The sequence below is a fragment of the Bifidobacterium sp. KRGSERBCFTRI genome, from assembly GCF_025908335.1.
Window position 1 is genome coordinate 2,832,973 of the sequence record NZ_CP109653.1, and the last position, 18,727, is coordinate 2,851,699.

The window sequence follows — 18,727 nt, forward strand, 5'->3', positions numbered from 1 at the left end:
AATATGGTGGAGGGAAACATAAGGAGGCACCGTGGGATTACGTAATCGACACACCCAGCCGGTGTATTACAACGAACTGTACGATATTGAGGATTTCATTGGCACGAGCTGCCTGAACAACGACGATCTGCATGCGCCCACGTTCCTTTGGGATTCCTCAATCTGCGAGGAGTCGCGTGACGACGACGCCGAGCGTCTGGGCACGCCGGTGGCGCCCACGGACGAAGCGGAGACGGTGATGACGCTGTCGATGCAATGGTATTTCGACTCGCTCGCCGCCATTGTGCCGGGTGCGCAACGCACGGGTGACGGCATCGAGATGCCGCTTCGCGATATGCCCACCTTCCGCATTGATTCGCAGGCACTGCAGGGGGTGAGCTGCGTGGTGGGCAACGCGGTGGCGAGCAACCATTGGCTCGACGCTGTGAACAATCTGGCACGCGCGCTCGAAATCACCGCCGAGTTCCTCAACAACTGCGCCGACCGCGACAACGAGGGCCTGGACTTCCTCGAAGACACGATCATGCAGGTGCAGGTGTACATGGATTCCGTGGCCCGCAATGCGAGCCCGGACGTCGCGGCCACCGCGCTGCGCCGCATCACCGACGTCGCCTGCAGCAAATACTTTCATTTGAACGCCACGAAGATGATCGAGCTGCTCTCGTGCACGCTCTCCTTCGCCAGCTACGACGACACACGCGTGCTCGCCTACGAGTCGCTGGAACGCGCAGTGGACTACATGCGCGCGAATCTCGACGAGATGGATAATTTCGACACCCCGTCCGGCTCCTCGCATGCCAGAAACGCCGACGACGGGGCATCGCCCAACAGAAGCGACCCGCATGCACAGGCCGCTCCCACCGACGACATTGCCCAAGTGAACGAGCAGTTCGAGCAGATGATGGCCGCCGAGTTCGATGCCGACGACGACCTCGGCATCGTAGTGCCGCACGCCGATTCGGACGATGAGATGGCGCTGAATCTGACATTGGATCCAGAGGCCTTCAACCGCCGTCTGCATATCTACGCACGTGAGCAGTTCGAACAGGCAGTGCAGTTCCTGCGCCACGACCTGCTGCGCATCAGCGGCGACGATGCGGCGGCCGACGAGTTGCTGCGCGACCACACCGACATGGAACCGCTGGCCGATATGCTGGCGCTTCGGCTCATCAGCACGAAGCGCTTCCATGAACTGTTGAGTCTGGCGATCCGCATCGAACGCGAACGGCCGAACCAGCAGATCATGCTGTTCCCGGAGACGCTGGTGCCATACCAGTGGGATTCGATCCGAGAGATCGCGCTGCAGGGCATCGACAACCGCGACGAGCTCAAGCGCATCTACCGCGAACGCATCGTCGAGGCCTACGACCCGAGCGATACGCGCGCATTGGCGAATCTCAACGCCCTATGCAGCGAGGAGGGCGACTGGGACGAGCAGGTGCGCCAGATCGTCGAGGAATATGCGAACGGCGAAGGGCGCTACGCGCGCAACGTGATCTACGAGCAGATGCTCATCGCCGAAGACATGGTCGAGGAGGCCGTCGAATACGTCGAGCATTTCCCCGAGGCCAAGGAGGATCTCGCGCTGCTGCTGTGGTGACGCATCGGCATGGGTGCCGCAGGGCGTCTGGGCTCAGCGGCGCCGTCCGGTGTGCTTGCCTCCCACGCCTCCACGGCCTGCCGGACCCCATGGGCCTTCGCCAGCTACCTTGAGCGTGCCCAGGTGGTGGCGCATCGCCACGAGCATGATATGGGCGTCTTCCAGCCCCAAATGCCGTTCATGGCTGTTGCCGTCAAGCGCTCCTTGACGTTTCGCATATGCTTCCAGGGTGTTGTCGCCGTGCGGGTGGCCGGGCGAGGGAACGGAGCCGGCATCCCAATGGCGGCTCATCGGCATCGTGTCGAGAATGGTGATCTCGCCGTTGCGGTATGCCTCGGCGTAGCCTTCCACGTTCGCCATGAAGAACCGGTGTTCGAAGGTGGCGTTGTGCGCCACATACGGTTGTTGCATGAGCCGTTCCAGCAACGCCTGCTGCATGCGCGGCCATTCGTCGAAGATGGGCTCGCCCGCGATTTTCGTCACGTCAATGCCCGTCAGCTGCGCGATGAACGGGTTCGCCACCTCGGCACAGCGCAGCGGCACGCCGAACGACAGGCGCGACTGATCGTATGCACCATCCGCGGCATAGTCGGTCTCGCTGTAGACGTCACGTGCTTTCGCCCCCTCCGGCGCCGGCGTTTGCAGATTCATGCGCTCGAAGCCTACGTCGATGATGTAGTCGCGCCATGCGCTTGTGCCCGTGGTCTCTATGTCTATGCCGAGCACCGCGTCCACATCGCGTCCCGGCAGATATGCCATGCGCCAGTCATACTGGCTGTCCGAACGTCTTGGAGCCGCCGGACGGCTCGTCTGCCCCGATTCCTCGGACAGCACCTTGTCGTCGGTGAATGACGACAGACTCGCCTGCTGCATCATCTGCGACCCCGCCTTGCGCTGGTTCATCGCATGGTTGCGCCGTTGCGCGCGCTCCTGCGCAAGTTGGGCGGAACGGTCCACGATCTCGTTCGCATGGGCGTCCTCATTGCCGTGCAGCACAACGAAGGCGGTGCCCCGCTCGAATCTGCGCTCCACATTCCACAATCTGCGCACCTTGCCCTGCTCCATGATCAGCGTGATCTCGTCGTTGAGCCTGCGATTGGCGTACGCAAGCGCGCGGGCGAGCCGGAACGAATCGAGATTGCGGTCGAAGTCGCCCATGAACACGCTCGTCACGTTCTCGAGAATCGCCTCGAGCCGCTCGCGAATCGCATAGTCCTGCATGAGCAGGGCATGCGCGTCGTACTCGTCATGCACCAGGTCGAGTCGGGCTCCGGCACCCACGCCCGCAACGAAGTCGAGCGAGCACACCCAATCCCAATCGATGATGCGTTCGTCGGCGTCGCGCTCCATCACGGCCGCCCATTGCGTCACGTCGTGTTTGCTCGCCTCGAGCCACTGCGTATTCTGTTCGTAGGTCATGTGTTCATCGTAGGCCAATCATGCCCGATTGTGTAGCACGGGGAGGCGTTGTGGATATCTCGGCGCATTCGTGCACCTGTGGATGACGAAACGGGGCCGCCCACCGCATGTGGACAGCCCCGTGGATAACCTCTTCCTCACAGCTCGAAGCCAAGCTCCTTGGCCGCCTGCGTGGGCACCGGATCCTGCGCCCAGAAGTCCTCGAGATTCTCGACCGTGGTGAGCGAGCGGATCTCCGCCTGGTCTATGTACAGCTCGCCGCTCAAATGGTCGGTCTCATGCTGGAAGATGCGCGCCGGCCAGCCATGCAGGTGTTCCTCATGTTCCTTGCCGTCCTCATCATGCCAATGCGCGATGATGTCGAGGTAGCGTTTGCGCACCGCCTGGTAGCCGTCGAAGCTCAGGCACCCTTCGTAGAAGGAGCGCGTCTCCTCACCTGCCGGGCGATAGACGGGATTGATAATCGCGTGGAACGGGAACTCCGCTATCTCGCGCGGATCGCCGTCATCATCACCGTTCGCGTGGTCCTCCACCACTGCAATGGCAAGATTGAGGCCGATCTGCGGACCGGCCAGACCCACTCCAGGCGCGTCGAGCATGGTCTTGTGCATCGTCTCGATGAGCTTGTGCAGCGTATGCTTGCTCAGCTGGCCGTCGTAGCGCACGCACTGCTCACGCAGCACGGGCTCGCCCGCTTCGACTATGGGCAGCACGCCTTCCTTCGCGGACTTGAGCAGACGTTCGACATCCGCATTGAGCTCGATGTCGACATGGTTCTTCTTTCCGAACATGTTCAGACCTTTCTGGAATTCGCTGATTGACGTGCGCTCACAATGCGAGCTCGTCGGCGACGATCTGCGCCAGACGCGCAGTGACCTCGTCGGCCTGTTCCTGCGTGGCGGCCTCGGCCATCACACGCACGAGCGGTTCGGTGCCGGACGGCCGCAGCAGCACACGGCCCGTATCGCCGAGCAGCTCCTCCTCGCGGGCGACGGCTTCGAGCACGGCCTTGTTCGTCTTGGCCGCCATCTTGTCGACATTCGGCACGTTGATGAGCTGCTGCGGCAGCTGCGGGAAGTCGGCGGCGAGCTCCTTGAGGGACTTGCCCGACTTCACCACCTCGTTGCACAGTGTGAGCGCGGTGAGCGTGCCATCACCCGTGGTCGCGAACTCGCGGTTGATCACATGGCCGGACTGTTCGCCGCCCAGGCTGTAGTCGCCGCGCAGCATCTCCTCGAGCACATACCGATCGCCGACGTTCGTCTGCACGGTGTCGATGCCCATCTCTTTCAATGCGAGCTTGAGCCCCAGATTGCTCATGACGGTCACGACGAGCGTGTCGTGGTTGAGCTTGCCCTCGCGCTTCTTGGCACGGGCGAGAATGCCCATGATCTGGTCGCCGTTGACCATGTTGCCTTCGGCATCGGCGGCCAGGCAGCGGTCGGCGTCACCGTCGAAGGCCACGCCGAGGTCGGCGCCCGAGGCCCTCACCATCGCCTGCATCGACTCCGGGTGCGTGGAGCCGGCGTTCTTGTTGATGTTGTAGCCGTCCGGCGAGGCGTTGATCACAATGACGTCGGCGCCTGCGCGACGCAACGCCTCCGGGGCCACCACCGAGGTGGCGCCGTTAGCGCAGTCGGCCACCACTTTGAGGCCCTTGAGCGGCTGCTCGTTGCCTTCCGGGGCGATCGCCGAGACAAGGTGGTCAATGTACAGGTTCGTCGCGGTCGTCGTATCGTGGCTCACACGCCCCACACCGGCGCCTGTGGGACGCTCCCAGTCCTGGCCGAGCACGGCCTCGATCTCGTCTTCCTTCGTGTCGGGCAGTTTGAACCCACCGCGCGCGAAGAACTTGATGCCGTTGTCGGGCATCGGATTGTGCGAGGCGGAAATCACGGCACCCATCTCCACATTGAGCACGCTGGTGAGGAAGGCGACACCCGGCGTGGGAATGATCCCGGCGTCGATCACGTCGAATCCGCCGGCGCTCATGCCGGCAGCCAGAGCATGCGAAAGAAAGTCGCCGGAAACACGTGTGTCACGGCCGATCAGCGCACGGTGCCGGTTCGTCTCGCGACCACCGTCGTCGCCGAGCACACGGACCGCCGCGTCCCCCAAATCCAAGGCCAACTGGGCGGTGAGATCCCGATTGGCAAGCCCTCGAACACCATCGGTTCCAAACATACGCGGCATATACATCCTCTATTCCATTTCGCGCATTCCTATATTCCGTTCCAGTCTACGTCACCAGTGCCCCTTTCACCGCGCATCATTCGTCATGGATGAGCTGTACCCGTGTGCGCAAGTATGCGTTTGCCGTCTGTGGCACACCCTGATGCGTTACATACGTGCGAATATGATCTTATTCGTCTCATCTCCATGTCCCTCCATATGACGAACACATGCGCTTGCACACAGAGTTGTCATATTTGCAGACTCCTTGCGCTACATTCCCGTATATGCACGCACGTCTTCGTCGCATTGGGGGCTTCCAGATATGATTAATCCGTGCGTCGATGCACGTGTCTGTCACGTTCGAAGTCCCAAATGAGTCATGAGACTATTCTGAGACTATTCACTGACTTGCCGTATCCGCCGAATATCAACAATACGGAGGGGATGAGTCCCGCGGCCCATCCCCTCCCATGCCCAGCACATCACCGGGCGGATTCACCAATCGACGCGTTGAAATCGCTCACCATACGGGTGCGATGCGATGCCTCGACATTGGCCTTGACCATGCGCAGCAGCGCGTTGTCGGCATCCTGATGCGCGGCGAGCCAACGGTCGCCTGCTTCGACGAGCTTGGCCGGGTCGGCGTATGCCGGGTACAGGTCGCCAATGAGCACTTCGCTCATATGGAAGGTCTTGTTCTTCCAGATCCAGTCGATTGCCTCGAAGTAGGCATCCACATAACCGTCGGCGAGATCGGCGTCATGGGTGCCGGAGAAGCCGCGAGCCACCTCCCCGAGCTGGCTGTTGGTCAGCTCGTCGTTGTGCAGCGCCTGGTCGAACGCCCAGTCCTTCGATTCCTTGCTGTGCAGCGAGGCGCGCGTGCCCACGGCGAACTCGCGGTTCTCCGTGGTGTCGCGACGCTTGAGCTCGGCGTCGATGTCTGCCTGCTTGATCGCATTGATTGAAGCGAGCGCGTGCATGATCGACCAACGGAAGTTGTTGTCGAGCTCGAGTCCTTCGAACACGAGCGAACCGGAGAGCAAGCCACGCACGGTGTCGGCGAACTCGCTGTCGCCTTCCACGCCATAGGTGAGGTAGGCGCTCACGAGCTGGAACTGCTCGTCGGAGCCTGCCTTGGCCTGCTTGGCGAGCGCGAACAGTTCGCTGGCCACATGCTTGGCGATCCGATTGCGCTGCTTGGCGTCGGTGTAATGCCAGACGGTCGTTGAAAGCATGGCGAGCGCATACCGGAACGTCGTCGACTCGGTTTCGGTGCCGAGCATCTTGAGCGTCGTGTCGATGAAGTCGGTGGCGGCCAGCTCACCGTCGCGCGTCATGTCCCACAGCGACAGCCAGATCACGGCACGGGCGAGCGCATCGTCGAAGCGGTACAGGTTCGCCATGGCGAAGGCGAGGCTGTCGTCGTCGAAACGAAGCTTTGTGTAGGTGAGGTCGTCGTCGTTGGCGAGCAGCAGTGACGGCTTTGCCTTTCCGGCCGCCTGTGCCACCGTGGTGTGTTCGCCGTCCACATCGAGTTCGATGCGGTCGGTGCGCACGATCTTGCCGGTCTGCGGGTCTTCATCGTAGAAGCCGACGGCCAGGCGGTGCGGGCGCAGCACCGGGAACTCGGTCGGCGCGGCCTGCGTGAGTGTGAGCGACGTGATCTTGCCGTCGGCATCGGCCTGAACAGCGGTGCTGATCGTGTTGATGCCCGCCTGTTCGAGCCACTTGGCGCTCCAGGTCTTCAGGTCGCGGCCCGAGGTGGCCTCGAGTTCGTCGAGCAGGTCGTTCAATGTTGCATTCGAGTAGGCGTGGCGGTTGAGGTAATGGCTGATGCCCTCGAAGAACCGCTCGCGGCCCACGTATGCGACGAGCTGCTTCAGCACGGAGGCGCCCTTCGCATAGGTGATGCCGTCGAAGTTCACGTACGTGTCGTTGAGGTCGTTGATTGGCGCGACGATCGGGTGCGTCGTGCTCAGCTGGTCTTGTGCCAGTGCCCAGCTCTTCTCGCCCGAGCAGAACGTGGCCCAGGCGTCCTTCCAATCGGTGGCCTCGGCGGTGGCGAGCGTGGAGGTGAACTCGGCGAAGGATTCGTTGAGCCACAGGTCGTTCCACCACTTCATCGTCACATAGTCGCCGAACCACATGTGGGCGAGCTCGTGCAGCACGGTGACCACACGGCGCTCGGCGAGTGCGTCGGTCACCTTCGACTCGAAGACGTACGAATCGCGGATCGTGACGAGGCCGATGTTCTCCATTGCGCCGGCGTTGTATTCCGGCACATAGATCTGGTCGTACTTCGCATACGGGTATGGCACGCCCCAGGTCTTGGCGTAGAAGGCGAAGCCCTTCTTCGTGATGTCGAACAGGTAGTCGACGTCCTTGGCGAACGCGTCTTTGAGCGCCTGGCGGCAGTACTGGCTCATTGGCACGGTGCGTCCGTCCTCGTTCTCGTAGGTGGTGTGCCAGGCGGCGTAGGGGCCGGCGCAGATGGCCGTCAGATACGAGCTCATCGTGGGGGTGGTGGCGAAATGCCACAGTTTCGTGCTCTCGGCCGGCTTGCCTGCCAGCGTGCCGTCGGCGGTGAGGTCGGCCAGGTCCTCGGTGGATTCCACCGGCATGTTTGACAGCACGGTCCACGACTGTGGGGCCTTCACGCTGAACTTGAACGTGGCCTTCAGGTCGGGCTGGTCGAATACGGCGTAGACGCGGCGCGCATCCGGCACCTCGAACTGCGAATACAGGTACACATTGCCGTCGGACGGGTCGACGCTGCGGTGCAGGCCCTCGCCGGTGGTGGAGTAACGGCAGACCGCCTTCACCACGACCTCGTTGTGCTCCTTGAGGTTGTTCAGGTCGATGCGGTCGTCGTCGAACACCTCGTTCACGTCGAGTGTCTCGCCGTTCACCGTCACCGATTCCACGGAGTCGGCGATGAGGTCGAGGAACGTGCTTTCCCCGGCATGGGCGCCGAAGCGGATCGTGGAGGTGGAGACGAAGGTCTTCGGGCCCTGCGTCAAGTCCAGATCCACCGTGTATTCGATTGGATAGGTGATGATCGCCTTGCGCTCCTGCGCTTCCACTCGGGTGAGATTCGATCCCGGCATGGATTCTCCTTTACTGCTCTGTGTTTCCTATGCTTAGTACTACTCTATATGAATCTGGTCGGATTCCGCTCGCCGCACATGGCAAACGGCGCCCGGTCCGCCGGACGTGAGACTTCGGTCCACGCCTTGGGCGAATCGGGCGTCGCGTACGGCCGCTCAGTCGTTGTACGACTCCATCTTGTTCATGTCGGCGGCGACATCCGCCACGACCGGCACGATCATCGGCTTGCGCTTGAGCTCGCGCGAAACCCAGCCGCCGAGCGTGCGGCGCATGATCTGCTGGAGCTTGTGCGTGTCTTTCGTGCCCGTCATCATCGCGTCGCGCAGCTGCTCGACGATCTGGTGACGCACCTTCTCGAACTCGCTTTCGTCTTCAGCAACGGCGTTGAGGTACACCTTCGGTCCGGAGACCACCTCGGCCGCGTCCGTGTCGACGACGGCGAAGCATGACACGAAGCCCTCGGTGCCGAGAATGCGGCGCTTCTCGAGCTCCTCGTCGGTGAGCTCGCCCACCGAATCGCCGTCCACATAGATGTAACCGCAGGGCACGGAGCCGACGATGGCGGCCTTGCCGTGGTAGAGGTCGACGACGTCGCCGTCCTCGGCGAGCACGACGTTCTCGGGCTCGATGCCGGTCTTCACGGCGATCAGGCCGTTGGCCACGAGATGGCGGTTCTCGCCGTGGATCGGCATCGCGTTCCTCGGCTTGACAATGTTGTACATGTACAACAGCTCGCCCTCGTTGCAGTGGCCGGAGACGTGCACCGCCGCGTTGTCGCGGTTGACCACGCGCGCGCCGAGCTGTACGAGCTTGTTGATCACCTTGTACACGCCGTGTTCATTGCCCGGGATGAGCGAGCTGGCGAGAATCACCGTGTCGAACTCGTTGATCGTGATGTCGCGGTGGTTGCCGTCGGCGATGCGGCCGAGCGCGGCCATCGGCTCACCCTGCGAACCCGTGCACATGTACACGAGCTTGTTGTCGGGGTAGTCCTTGGCTTTCTTGACGTCGATCACCGTGTCCTCAGGCAGGTGCAGGTAGCCCAGATCGGCGGCGATGGCCATGTTGCGCACCATCGAACGGCCGACGAACACGACTTTGCGGCCATACTTGTGGGCGGCGTCCACCACCTGCTGCACGCGGTGCACGTGGCTCGAGAAGCTGGCGACGATGATCTTGCGCGTCGCGGTGGCGAACACCTGGTCGAGTGCCGGGCCGATCGAGGTCTCCGGCTTCACGAACCCGGGAACCTCGGCGTTCGTCGAATCCATCATCAGCAGGTCGATGCCCTGTTCGCCGAGCTTGCCGAACTCCACGAGATCGGTGACGCGGTGGTCGAGCGGCAGCTGGTCGAGTTTGATGTCACCGGTGTCGATGAGCGAGCCGGCCGGCGTGCGCACGCACACGGCGAGCGCGTCCGGAATCGAATGCGTCACCGAGACGAATTCGAGGTTGAACGGACCCACCTTGAGCTTGTCACGGCCTTCGACCTGCGTCATCACCGGCTCGATGCGGTGTTCCCTGCACTTCGCCTCCACGAATCCGAGCGTGAGCTTCGAACCGATGAGCGGAATGTCCGGACGCATCTTGAGCAGATACGGCACGCCGCCGATGTGGTCTTCATGGCCGTGCGTGAGCACCAGCGCATCCACCTTATCGAGACGGTCCTTGATGTAGTTGAAGTCAGGCAGAATGAGGTCGACGCCCGGCTGCTCCTCTTCCGGGAACAGCACACCGCAGTCGATGAGCAAAATGTGGCCGTTGTATTCGATCACATTCATGTTGCGGCCGATCTCACCCAGACCGCCGAGCGGCACGATGCGCATCGAGCCCTTGCGGTACTTCGGCGGTGCGACGCGGTTCTCGTCCTGCGTGTCGCTCGTGGCGAGCGGCTTGTTCACGTTGATCTGCTTCCTCACCCGTGTGGACGTATTGCGGGTGGACTTGCGCGTGCGCGGGCTCTTCGCCTGGCTGGCCGCCGACTTAGTGCTGCGGCGCTTCGTGCCGGTTGCGGATTTTCCTGCGGAGCGTTTCCTCGTTGTCTTTGCTTCTTGTGTTGCCATGCTACTTTCTCTTCGCATTTCCTTGATTATTGCCGTTGCCTTTGCAATCGGCGAGGTATAAAAACCAACGGCTGCCGCTTGGGCAACCGTTGTGTGCGGATCATTCCGGAATGAGACCGGATGCCCGCAGGCCGTCGCGTACGACTTCGATCTGTTCGTCGTTCGGCCCGATGTTCGGCAGACGCATTGTTGTGCATTCCATGATGCCGCGCACCTTGAGCGCCGCCTTTGCCATGACCGCCTGGAACCCGGTGCCGTTCATCGCCTCGATGACCGGCGCGATGCGGTTCGCCAGGCCCTGTGCCTTGGCGATGTCGCCGCGGTCGAACGCTTCGGCGAGCTCGCGCATCGGTTTGGCAGCGGCATGGGCCACCACCGAGATGATGCCCACCGCACCGATCGATAGGAACGGCAGATACAGTGCGTCGTCCCCCGAATACCAAGTGAGACCGGTCTCCATGCGCTTGCGTACCGCTCCGGCGATGTCTCCGGTGGCGTCCTTGACGGCCTTGACGTGGTCGAGTTCCGCGAGATGCACGTAGGTGTCCAGTGCGATTCTCACACCGGTGCGCCCAGGCACGTCGTAGACGATGATCGGCTTGTCGGCCGACTCGTTCACCGCCTGGTAATGGCAGAAGATTCCCTGCTGCGACGGCCGTGAATAGTACGGGCAGACGACGAGCACGGCATCCGCGCCCGCCTCCTGCGTCTGTTCGACCATGCGCACGGTATGCGCGGTGTCGTTCGAACCGGCGCCGGAGATGACCGGCACGTCGACGACTTCCTTGACGGCCTTGACGAGTTCGACCTTCTCATCCATGTGCGTCGTCGGCGACTCACCGGTGGTGCCGTTGACCACGAGGCCGTCGGCACCGTCGGCCACCAGCTGTTTGGCAACCGTCTGGGCCATGTCGAAATCGACATCGCCGTTGGGCTTCATCGGTGTGATCATCGCGGGCAATACGCGGCCGAACGGGGCCGGATCGAGAAGATGCATAATACCGTCACTCATAATTGCAACGGTACTTGCTAGTTCGGACGCGTACCGCCCGTTCGCTCACAGGTCGAGGAATTGATCGAGCCCGACGGTGAGTCCCGGGAACTCGCCGGAATCGACCTTGCGCACGGCGAGCAGCACGCCGGGCATGAACGAGATGCGGTCGAAGGAATCCGCTCTAATCACCAACTGTTCGCCGGCATTGCCGAGCAGCACCTCCTCGTGGGCGTTCAGTCCGCGCAGACGCACCGCATGCACGTGCACACCGTCGATCACCGCACCGCGGGAACCGTCGTCGGTCTGCGTGTTGTCGGGCATCTCACCCAGACCGGCCGCCTTGCGGGCGTCGGCAATCGCGTGGGCGGTGTGGATGGCGGTGCCGGACGGCGCATCGACCTTGTCGGGGTGATGCAGTTCGATCACCTCGGCGGATTCGAAATAGGGGGCGGCGATGCGTGCGAACACGTCTGCAAGCACGGCGGAGATCGCGAAATTCGGCGCAATGAACACGCTCTGCTTGCGACCGTCGATTGTCTCGGTCTCAGCGAGTGCGGCGCGCACCTGGTCGAGCTTCTCGTCGGTCCAACCGGTGGTGCCGACGACGACGTTGACGCCCTGCCTCACGAGCGTGAGCACATTGTTCAGACTCACCGCGGGCACCGTGAACTCGACGACCACATCGGTGTTCTGCGGCGTGATCTGCGTCAGATCATCGCCGGCATCAAGCGCGAGCGCCAACTCGGTGTCGTCGGCGGCACGCACCGCCTCGACCACGTGCGAACCCATGCGTCCCTTGGCTCCGACCACGGAAACTCGAATCATACTTCCTCCCTTGGGATTGTGTGCATCTGCACCTAAGAGTAATTCGTGGCGTGCATCACGCGTTCGGGTCGACGGCCTGCGCCTTGCGGGAGGCGACATACCAGCCGAGCACGGCGAAGGGGATCGCGGCGAGCGTGTACACCCACGTCGTCATCACACCGGCATGCGCATCGATGTGGTCGAGCACCATGCCGCCGAGCAGCGAACCCATCGCGGCGCCGATCTGCCCGGCCGTGGTGAGCCATGAGAGTCCCTCAGTCAACTGGCTCTCCGGCACCGTGTCTTTCACAATGAGATTGCCTGTGGCGAACATTGGCGAAACGACCAAGCCGGCAAGCAGCTCGACGATGCCAAGCACCCAGTAGATGTCCATCGTCACGCGCATCAGCATGAAGCCCACGGTGAGAATGCACAGGCACACGATGAGCCGGCGCCAATGCGAACCGCGATGCTGGCGGGAGCCGAAGTAGAATGCGCCGATGCACGAACCGACGGCGATCATTGCCAGCTGGAGCCCCAGGAAGCGGTCGAGATGGTCGGCCTCCATCTGGCCGGTCATCGACACGTCGAAAGTGGTGAAGCTCATGTTGAAGCAGATGAACGCGAGCATCAACGGCAGAATCCCGGCGTACGACAGCACGTTGCGCGTGGTCCTGCGCGACTGGCTCACCATGCCACGGTGCTTGCGCTCCACACCGGCACGCTGCCCGGCGACATGCGAGCCATCTGCCTGGGCGGCGAAACCGGAACGTGCCATGCGCACATCGTCGTCGTCACCGTTCACCTGCACCGTCTCCACGGCGTGCAACACCGGCGGTTGCGTGGATCTGAGCGAGAAGAAGATGCCGCCGCCGATCGCGCAGGCGGCGGTCGGCACGAACAGCTGCGAAACGGGGTGCACCGATGTGGCGAGCGTGGCGGCGAGAATGGGGCCGAAAATGAACACGATCTCGTCGATCGCCGCTTCGAGCGCATACGCGGTGTTGAGCAGATCCATGTTGTCGGTGCGTTCGAGCAAGTAGGTCCATCTGGTGCGCACGAGTGCGCCGAACGAGAACTGGGTGGCACCCATGACCACGGCGAGCACGAACAGCAATGGGATCGGCACGCGGGCAAGCGCCGCGAAGGCGAAGGCGAGCATGACAATCACCTGCACGGTGAGCGCGACACGGCCCACCTTCACTTGGCCGAAGCGGTCGAACAGGCGCGCGTAGAACGGGGTCACGGCGGCGACGGCCAGAATGTAGACGGCGCTCATCGCACCGGCCACGGTCCAGTTGTCGTACAGATGATTGAGCGCGAGCACGATCCCCAGGCTCATCATCGACATCGGCAGGCGCGCGAAGGCGGCGGAGAGGCAAAACGCCTTGGCCCCCTTGAGCCTGAAGAGCCGCGCGTACGGCGAGCCCGAGCCTTGTGCCGCCTGCGTCGCCCCATCGGCCGTTTTGGGAAGGTTGGATGGCTTCGAACTCATACGGCCGGCACCTCGCCCCGGTACACGAACATGTCGTCGCGAATGCCATCGGCACGCCCGTTGTCTTCCGGATGATCCGCGCGCAGCCGTTCGGCCACGCGTTGCAACCCGTGATGTTCGTAATAGGTGTAGTCGCAGCTGGTGTCGGTGTGCAGGTAGAACGCGTGCACGCCGTTCGCGCGGAAGCCCTGCAGCAGCGCATTCCACAACGCGCCTCCCACTCCATGGCCCTTGACCGCCGGATTGACCATGAACAGCAGCAATTCGGCCTGCGTGCTCTGCCCGACCCCGCTACGCAGTTCGAGTTGGTGGTCGGTGGCGCGGAAATGGTCGAATCCGGAGCGCATCATCTTGGCGATCGGGTTCTCGTCGATGATCTGCCGCAGGTCACCGAGCATGCCCTCCGTCTGGGGGAACGCCAACGGCTGCCCGTCGATGCGCGCCAACGTGACGCCGGCGAACTCGCCGTCGGCCGTCACCGCCACGCAGGACGCCGTGGCGGACCGCATGTATTCCAGCACGAAGTACCTCGCCAGTTCGTACGCCATGGGGGTGCCGGTCAACGGTGCAGCCTGCGGCCATACCTCGTCGAACACCCTGGCCACATCCTGCAGGTCGCCGAGGGTCATCGCACGCAGGGTGAGATCGCGGTTCGCCGTGCTCGACGCACTGGCAACGTTGTCATGTCGATTATTGGTGTCGCTCATATCACTCCTCATATCGAGTCAGTCATATGCGCCCGCCCGCATATTCGCCAACGATGCACGACGCGTGGAAGGCCGTGACGTGCGTTTCCCCGCCACCTATGGCCGCCGTTCCACGCACGCCGCCCGATGCCCATGTCGCATGGGTCACGCCGAGTCGTGTGCGTTGGCATGAAAACACTGCCTACACTAACTACGGGTGTAGATTGACGCCGTGAGCGTACGCTAATCGTTATCGTCGGGTTCAGGAACGCCGGCGCGCATCTCGGCGAGCACCTCCGCCTCGCTCCGTTGAGGCGCGACCACGAGCGCTTTCGCCGGGTCCTTCTCGCTGACGTAGTAGAGGGCGGCATCGATCTGACTCATCGGGATGCGTTTCTGCAGCGCCCAGAAATACCGGTACATGTCGAGCTGGGCGAGCTTGCCGGCGCGCTGCTGTGCATTGCGTGGCCGCGAGCCGGTTTTCCAGTCGATGATCGTATACCGCGCATCCCCACTCGCACCGGACGTGCCGTCGCCAAGACCGCCATGGAACACGGCGTCGAGCTTGGCATCCACGCGCTTGCCTATGCCGCTGACGAAAGTGGAGACGGTCTGCTCCACGGCGGCCGGTTCACGTGCCGACCATGCCGACTCGAGGAACCGCTGTTTCCATATGAGCAGATCGCGTTGCTCCCTGGGCACCGGACGACCTCCCCGCTCGGCCTGTTCGACGGCTTCCGCCTCGTGCGCCACCTCGCGAGCCATGGCCTCCTGCGAGATGCCGTATTCCGGGTTCACCCCCGCTTCGAGATACCGCTGTGCCCAGGCGTGGAATCTCGTGCCCGCCTGCGCCTGAGGTGTGCTCACTTGCGGCACGGGGCGAATGATCTCCAAGGCGAAATCCGTGGCGTTCTCGCCTGCCTCGGCATTGCGCTGCAGACCGGTGGCCGTGAGTTTGTCTTTGGCGGCCAGCACGCGCTGCCCGCGCATGCGCACGGCCTGCTCAATCTCGTCGGCCGTCATGCCTTCACGGATCAGCGTCGCCCTGTTGTCGATGAGCTGGCGCGCCCGCTCCAGCAGCGATCTGCCGTCGCCTTCCGCGGTTTCGCCCGGCATGTCTGTCGGATTGTTTTGCGACATGCGCTGCACCACCTGTGCCGCGCCCTTCCGCAGTGTGCGGTGCATCTCTTCGCTCAGCCGACTTGGCCATGGCAGATGCTGTTCCGTATCGATCGGCTCCATGGGTTCCTCATAGGGTTCGTCCACAAGAAGCGTCGCAAATTGCTCGGCCCCCTTCCCGACGATGACGCCCTCCGGTCTCTTGGCGCCGCGTTCATGCAGCGAGCGCGGCTGCGTGGACTCCAGATCATCGTAGGTCACGGCGGTGTTGCCGGCAGTGGCGGCAACCGGCCGGGCCGGCGCGGTGGTCTGATTGTCGAACGCGGTCAGTTCCACACGCTGGGAGAACGAGTCGTCGCATGACATGGAATCGCGCAATTCCCGCCAGAACACGGAGGGGGCGCCCGACTCCTTGGCGTTGTCTTCCGGTATGCGGCTCGTCGTGGCGCCCACGCTGTAGGTGACCAATGCATCGTGCTTGGCGCGGGTCAACGCCACATACATGAGGCGCCGCTCATCGGCATGCAGGGCACGACCACGCTCCTCTTTCTGCGACAGGTTCCACGCGTCGGGCTCGCCCAGCTCGTCGAGGAGCACACCATTGTCGCGCAGCAACGCGCGTAGTTCACCGTAGGCGTCGTTCTCCAGGCTCTCCACCGAATCGATGTCACGCAATGCGCGTACCGCGCTCTCCTGCAGGCTCGACGCATCGGATCCCCCCGCATCGGGAATCGTGGGGAACTTCGGCAGAATGGCGGCGTCCACGCGAATCGGCACCGGGACCGCCTCTGGACTCTCCAGCCAGCTTTTGGCCGTCTCCTCGTAGAGCGGCGGCTCCCAATCCAGTTTCGACCCGCGGTCTTCCAGTGCCTTCACCCTCAATGCGTCACCCTTATTCGAGGGGAATGCGCCCTGTTGCATGCCTACGATGGCCACGGCGTCCCATTCCAATCCCTTCGATTGATGCACCGTCATGAGCACCACATCGGCGGGTTCATCGCCGAGGTCAGCGGCTGCCTCCGGCATATCGCTGCCATTCGCCATGTCGAGGTAGGTCAGGAACCCACGTAATGTAGGACGCTGCTGTTGCGCGATCTCCGACGTGTAGGTGTTCACCGTCTCGAGCAGCGCATCGATTGCCGCACGCACTGCATCGCGCGGAGCCGGCGCTCCCCCCGTTCGTAGACTGCTTGCCACCATGAGGTCGACGTCGAGGTTCAACGCCTCCACCGCGGTGTGGATCACCTGCGCAAGCGGCTGGTACATCTCGTCCTGCACGCGGTGCATGGCCCGCACGGCCTGCATCACGCCGGCACGCCCCTCATCGCTCAGCCCGGCGGCTTCCAGCTGCGCTTCCACATCGTCGCGCAACAGCATGTCGATCAGGTACACCATGTTCGGCGCATTCCTGGCGTATTGCCGCACCAATGCGCCCCATTCGCGCTTCGGCGTGCCGGCGGGGGCGAGCCCCGCCTCCACGAGCGTGCGGAAGCGGTATTCGGTGTTCAGATCGGCGGCGCGTCGGGCCAGACGCTTGAGGTCGAGGGCGCCCAGAGCATAGCGTGGTGTGGCAAGCAGGCGCATCAACGCGTTGGCATCGGTGTGGTCGCCCACCACCTTGAGCAGGGCCAGCACATCCTGGACTTCCGGTCGGTCGAGCATGGCTGAAAGACCCACGGCACGCACACGCAACGGCCTGCCGTCGCGCAATGTCACCTGGCTCAGCTGATCCTCATACAAGGCCATCGACTTCTTGCCGCGAAACAGCACGGCCACCGGCGAATCACCGGGCTTGCAGGCATCACCGTACTGTTCCACGGATTGTTTCACGAATCGTGTGACGGCGTCGACCTCCTGTCCGCGGGTCTGGAAGCCAAGCACCGCCAAGGTGCCCTCATCCACCTCGACGCTGCCGTCGTCCACATTGCGCAGCGGCTGCACCGGCACTTCCTGTGCGTTGGCGCTGCTGGGGCGCTGTTCCACGCGGCGCAGCACCTTGGTGAGGTTGTTCGCCCCCTGCAGCACCACCCGCGAGTTGCGCCGTGTGCGCGTCATCGGCAACGGCTCCGCGGCGGCCGGCATGTGAAAATCGTTGATGAACATGCGGAATGCACCGGGCGAGGCCCCACGCCATGCGTAGATCGACTGGAACGGGTCGCCCACGGCGCTCACGGCCGCGCTGCGGTCGGTGCCATGGGGTTCGTCCACATGGAACAATGCGGCGAGCAACGCGGATTGGGTCGTCGATGTATCCTGGAACTCGTCGAGCAGCACATGGGTGAACTGACGCCGGTAGTGGGCGCCGATCGACGGGAACCGTTCGACCAGCTGATAGGCGGCGATCACGAAGTCGCTGTATTCGGCCATATGCCGCCGGCGTTTCTCCTCGTCGAACTCACGCACGAGCCCGAGCAGCACATCGCGTTTCATCGCCACCAGGTAGAGGTCACGCGCGGCCAACTCGGCGTCGGCATGTATCGCTTCACCGACTGCGTCCTTGTCGCCGGGGGTCTCGACGTACTCTCCGCCCTTCTTCTCCGCCTTTTTCCTGGCTTTGAGCACATCCTTCACCGCCTTTGGCGTGGCACCCCTTTGCCGATCCGCCAGCGGCCCGGTGAGCAGGCCGGTTTCATCGGTTTGCAGGAGGTCGAGGATCTGCGTGCGGAACGCCGCGTCCCATTGCGTTATCCGCTCGATGGCATCGGCCACGGTGAGGCATCCATTGCCAATCATCGAATTCGCGATGTTGTTCGCCAGTGCGCCCACGGCATCCACCACCGTGCCGAACGAGCCCATGTCCACTGGCAGTTGCACGATCTCGTCGACATGCCGGCCCACCACCGAGGCGATGATCTGGCGTGCACCGGCGACGCTCAGCGGCTGCGTCTGCGGGTCGAACCCCACCAGCAATCCGTATTGGCGCACGATCGACTGGAAGAACGCATCGTAGGTACGCACATCGGGTTTCATGAAGGCGAGCCGTGCAGGGTGGGGCCCTCCCTCCCTCGCACGTTCACGCGCATCGTCGAGCACCGCCTTCGACACTCGCGAAAGCAGCTCGGAGGCGGCCTTGTTCGTGAAAGTGAGACCCAGAATATGCTCCGGAGGCACGCCTTCGTGAATCAGGTGGATCACGCGTTCGGTCATGGTGAACGTCTTGCCCGAGCCGGCACCCGCCACCACAATCACGTTGGCGTTGGCATCGGCATCGACGATCCGCTGCTGTTCGGCGCTTGGAACCGGCTTGTTTGACTGTGCCATATT

General features: G+C 63.1%; 11 protein-coding genes. 1 reads left to right on the forward strand and 10 read right to left on the reverse strand.

What is annotated here, in order from left to right; all coding sequences use genetic code 11:
• Window positions 1-31: 31 nt before the first annotated feature.
• A complete protein-coding gene (locus OGI63_RS12175) occupies window positions 32-1,600 on the forward strand; it encodes a hypothetical protein (RefSeq protein ID WP_004218241.1) in 1,569 nt (522 codons plus the stop codon).
• A gap of 33 nt (window positions 1,601-1,633) precedes the next feature.
• Here the strand turns inward: OGI63_RS12175 and OGI63_RS12180 are convergent, their stop codons facing one another.
• From OGI63_RS12180 to OGI63_RS12225, 10 genes are all read right to left on the reverse strand, one after another.
• Complete coding sequence (locus OGI63_RS12180; protein ID WP_004218242.1) at window positions 1,634-3,019, reverse strand: hypothetical protein; 1,386 nt, start codon at window positions 3,017-3,019, stop codon at window positions 1,634-1,636.
• A gap of 137 nt (window positions 3,020-3,156) precedes the next feature.
• A complete protein-coding gene (locus OGI63_RS12185; RefSeq protein WP_004218243.1) occupies window positions 3,157-3,810 on the reverse strand; it encodes a peptide deformylase in 654 nt (217 codons plus the stop codon).
• Between the two features lie 37 nt (window positions 3,811-3,847).
• Window positions 3,848-5,212: a phosphoglucosamine mutase gene (gene glmM / locus OGI63_RS12190; RefSeq protein WP_004269221.1), complete on the reverse strand. Its 1,365-nt coding sequence runs from the start codon at window positions 5,210-5,212 to the stop codon at window positions 3,848-3,850.
• A 464-nt stretch (window positions 5,213-5,676) separates the two neighbouring features.
• Window positions 5,677-8,301 carry an aminopeptidase N gene (pepN, locus tag OGI63_RS12195; RefSeq protein WP_004218245.1) on the reverse strand — a complete coding sequence of 875 codons (2,625 nt, stop codon included), beginning with the start codon at window positions 8,299-8,301 and terminating at the stop codon, window positions 5,677-5,679.
• A 156-nt stretch (window positions 8,302-8,457) separates the two neighbouring features.
• Entirely contained in the window at window positions 8,458-10,365 is a 1,908-nt protein-coding gene (locus OGI63_RS12200; RefSeq protein ID WP_004218247.1) for a ribonuclease J, read from the reverse strand.
• A 100-nt stretch (window positions 10,366-10,465) separates the two neighbouring features.
• Window positions 10,466-11,377, reverse strand: a complete 912-nt coding sequence (dapA, locus tag OGI63_RS12205; RefSeq protein ID WP_004269222.1) for a 4-hydroxy-tetrahydrodipicolinate synthase — start codon at window positions 11,375-11,377, stop codon at window positions 10,466-10,468.
• Window positions 11,378-11,422: 45 nt separating this feature from the next.
• The gene (dapB, locus tag OGI63_RS12210) at window positions 11,423-12,184 is read right to left on the reverse strand and encodes a 4-hydroxy-tetrahydrodipicolinate reductase (protein WP_004218250.1); all 762 of its coding nucleotides are present in this window, start codon (window positions 12,182-12,184) and stop codon (window positions 11,423-11,425) included.
• Between the two features lie 55 nt (window positions 12,185-12,239).
• Window positions 12,240-13,658: an MFS transporter gene (locus OGI63_RS12215; RefSeq protein ID WP_004218251.1), complete on the reverse strand. Its 1,419-nt coding sequence runs from the start codon at window positions 13,656-13,658 to the stop codon at window positions 12,240-12,242.
• Window positions 13,655-14,365: a GNAT family N-acetyltransferase gene (locus OGI63_RS12220; RefSeq protein WP_004218252.1), complete on the reverse strand. Its 711-nt coding sequence runs from the start codon at window positions 14,363-14,365 to the stop codon at window positions 13,655-13,657. The genes OGI63_RS12215 and OGI63_RS12220 overlap by 4 nt, the downstream gene beginning before the upstream one ends.
• A 222-nt stretch (window positions 14,366-14,587) precedes the next feature.
• The gene (locus OGI63_RS12225; RefSeq protein WP_004218254.1) at window positions 14,588-18,724 is read right to left on the reverse strand and encodes an ATP-dependent DNA helicase; all 4,137 of its coding nucleotides are present in this window, start codon (window positions 18,722-18,724) and stop codon (window positions 14,588-14,590) included.
• Between the last annotated feature and the right edge of the window lie 3 nt (window positions 18,725-18,727).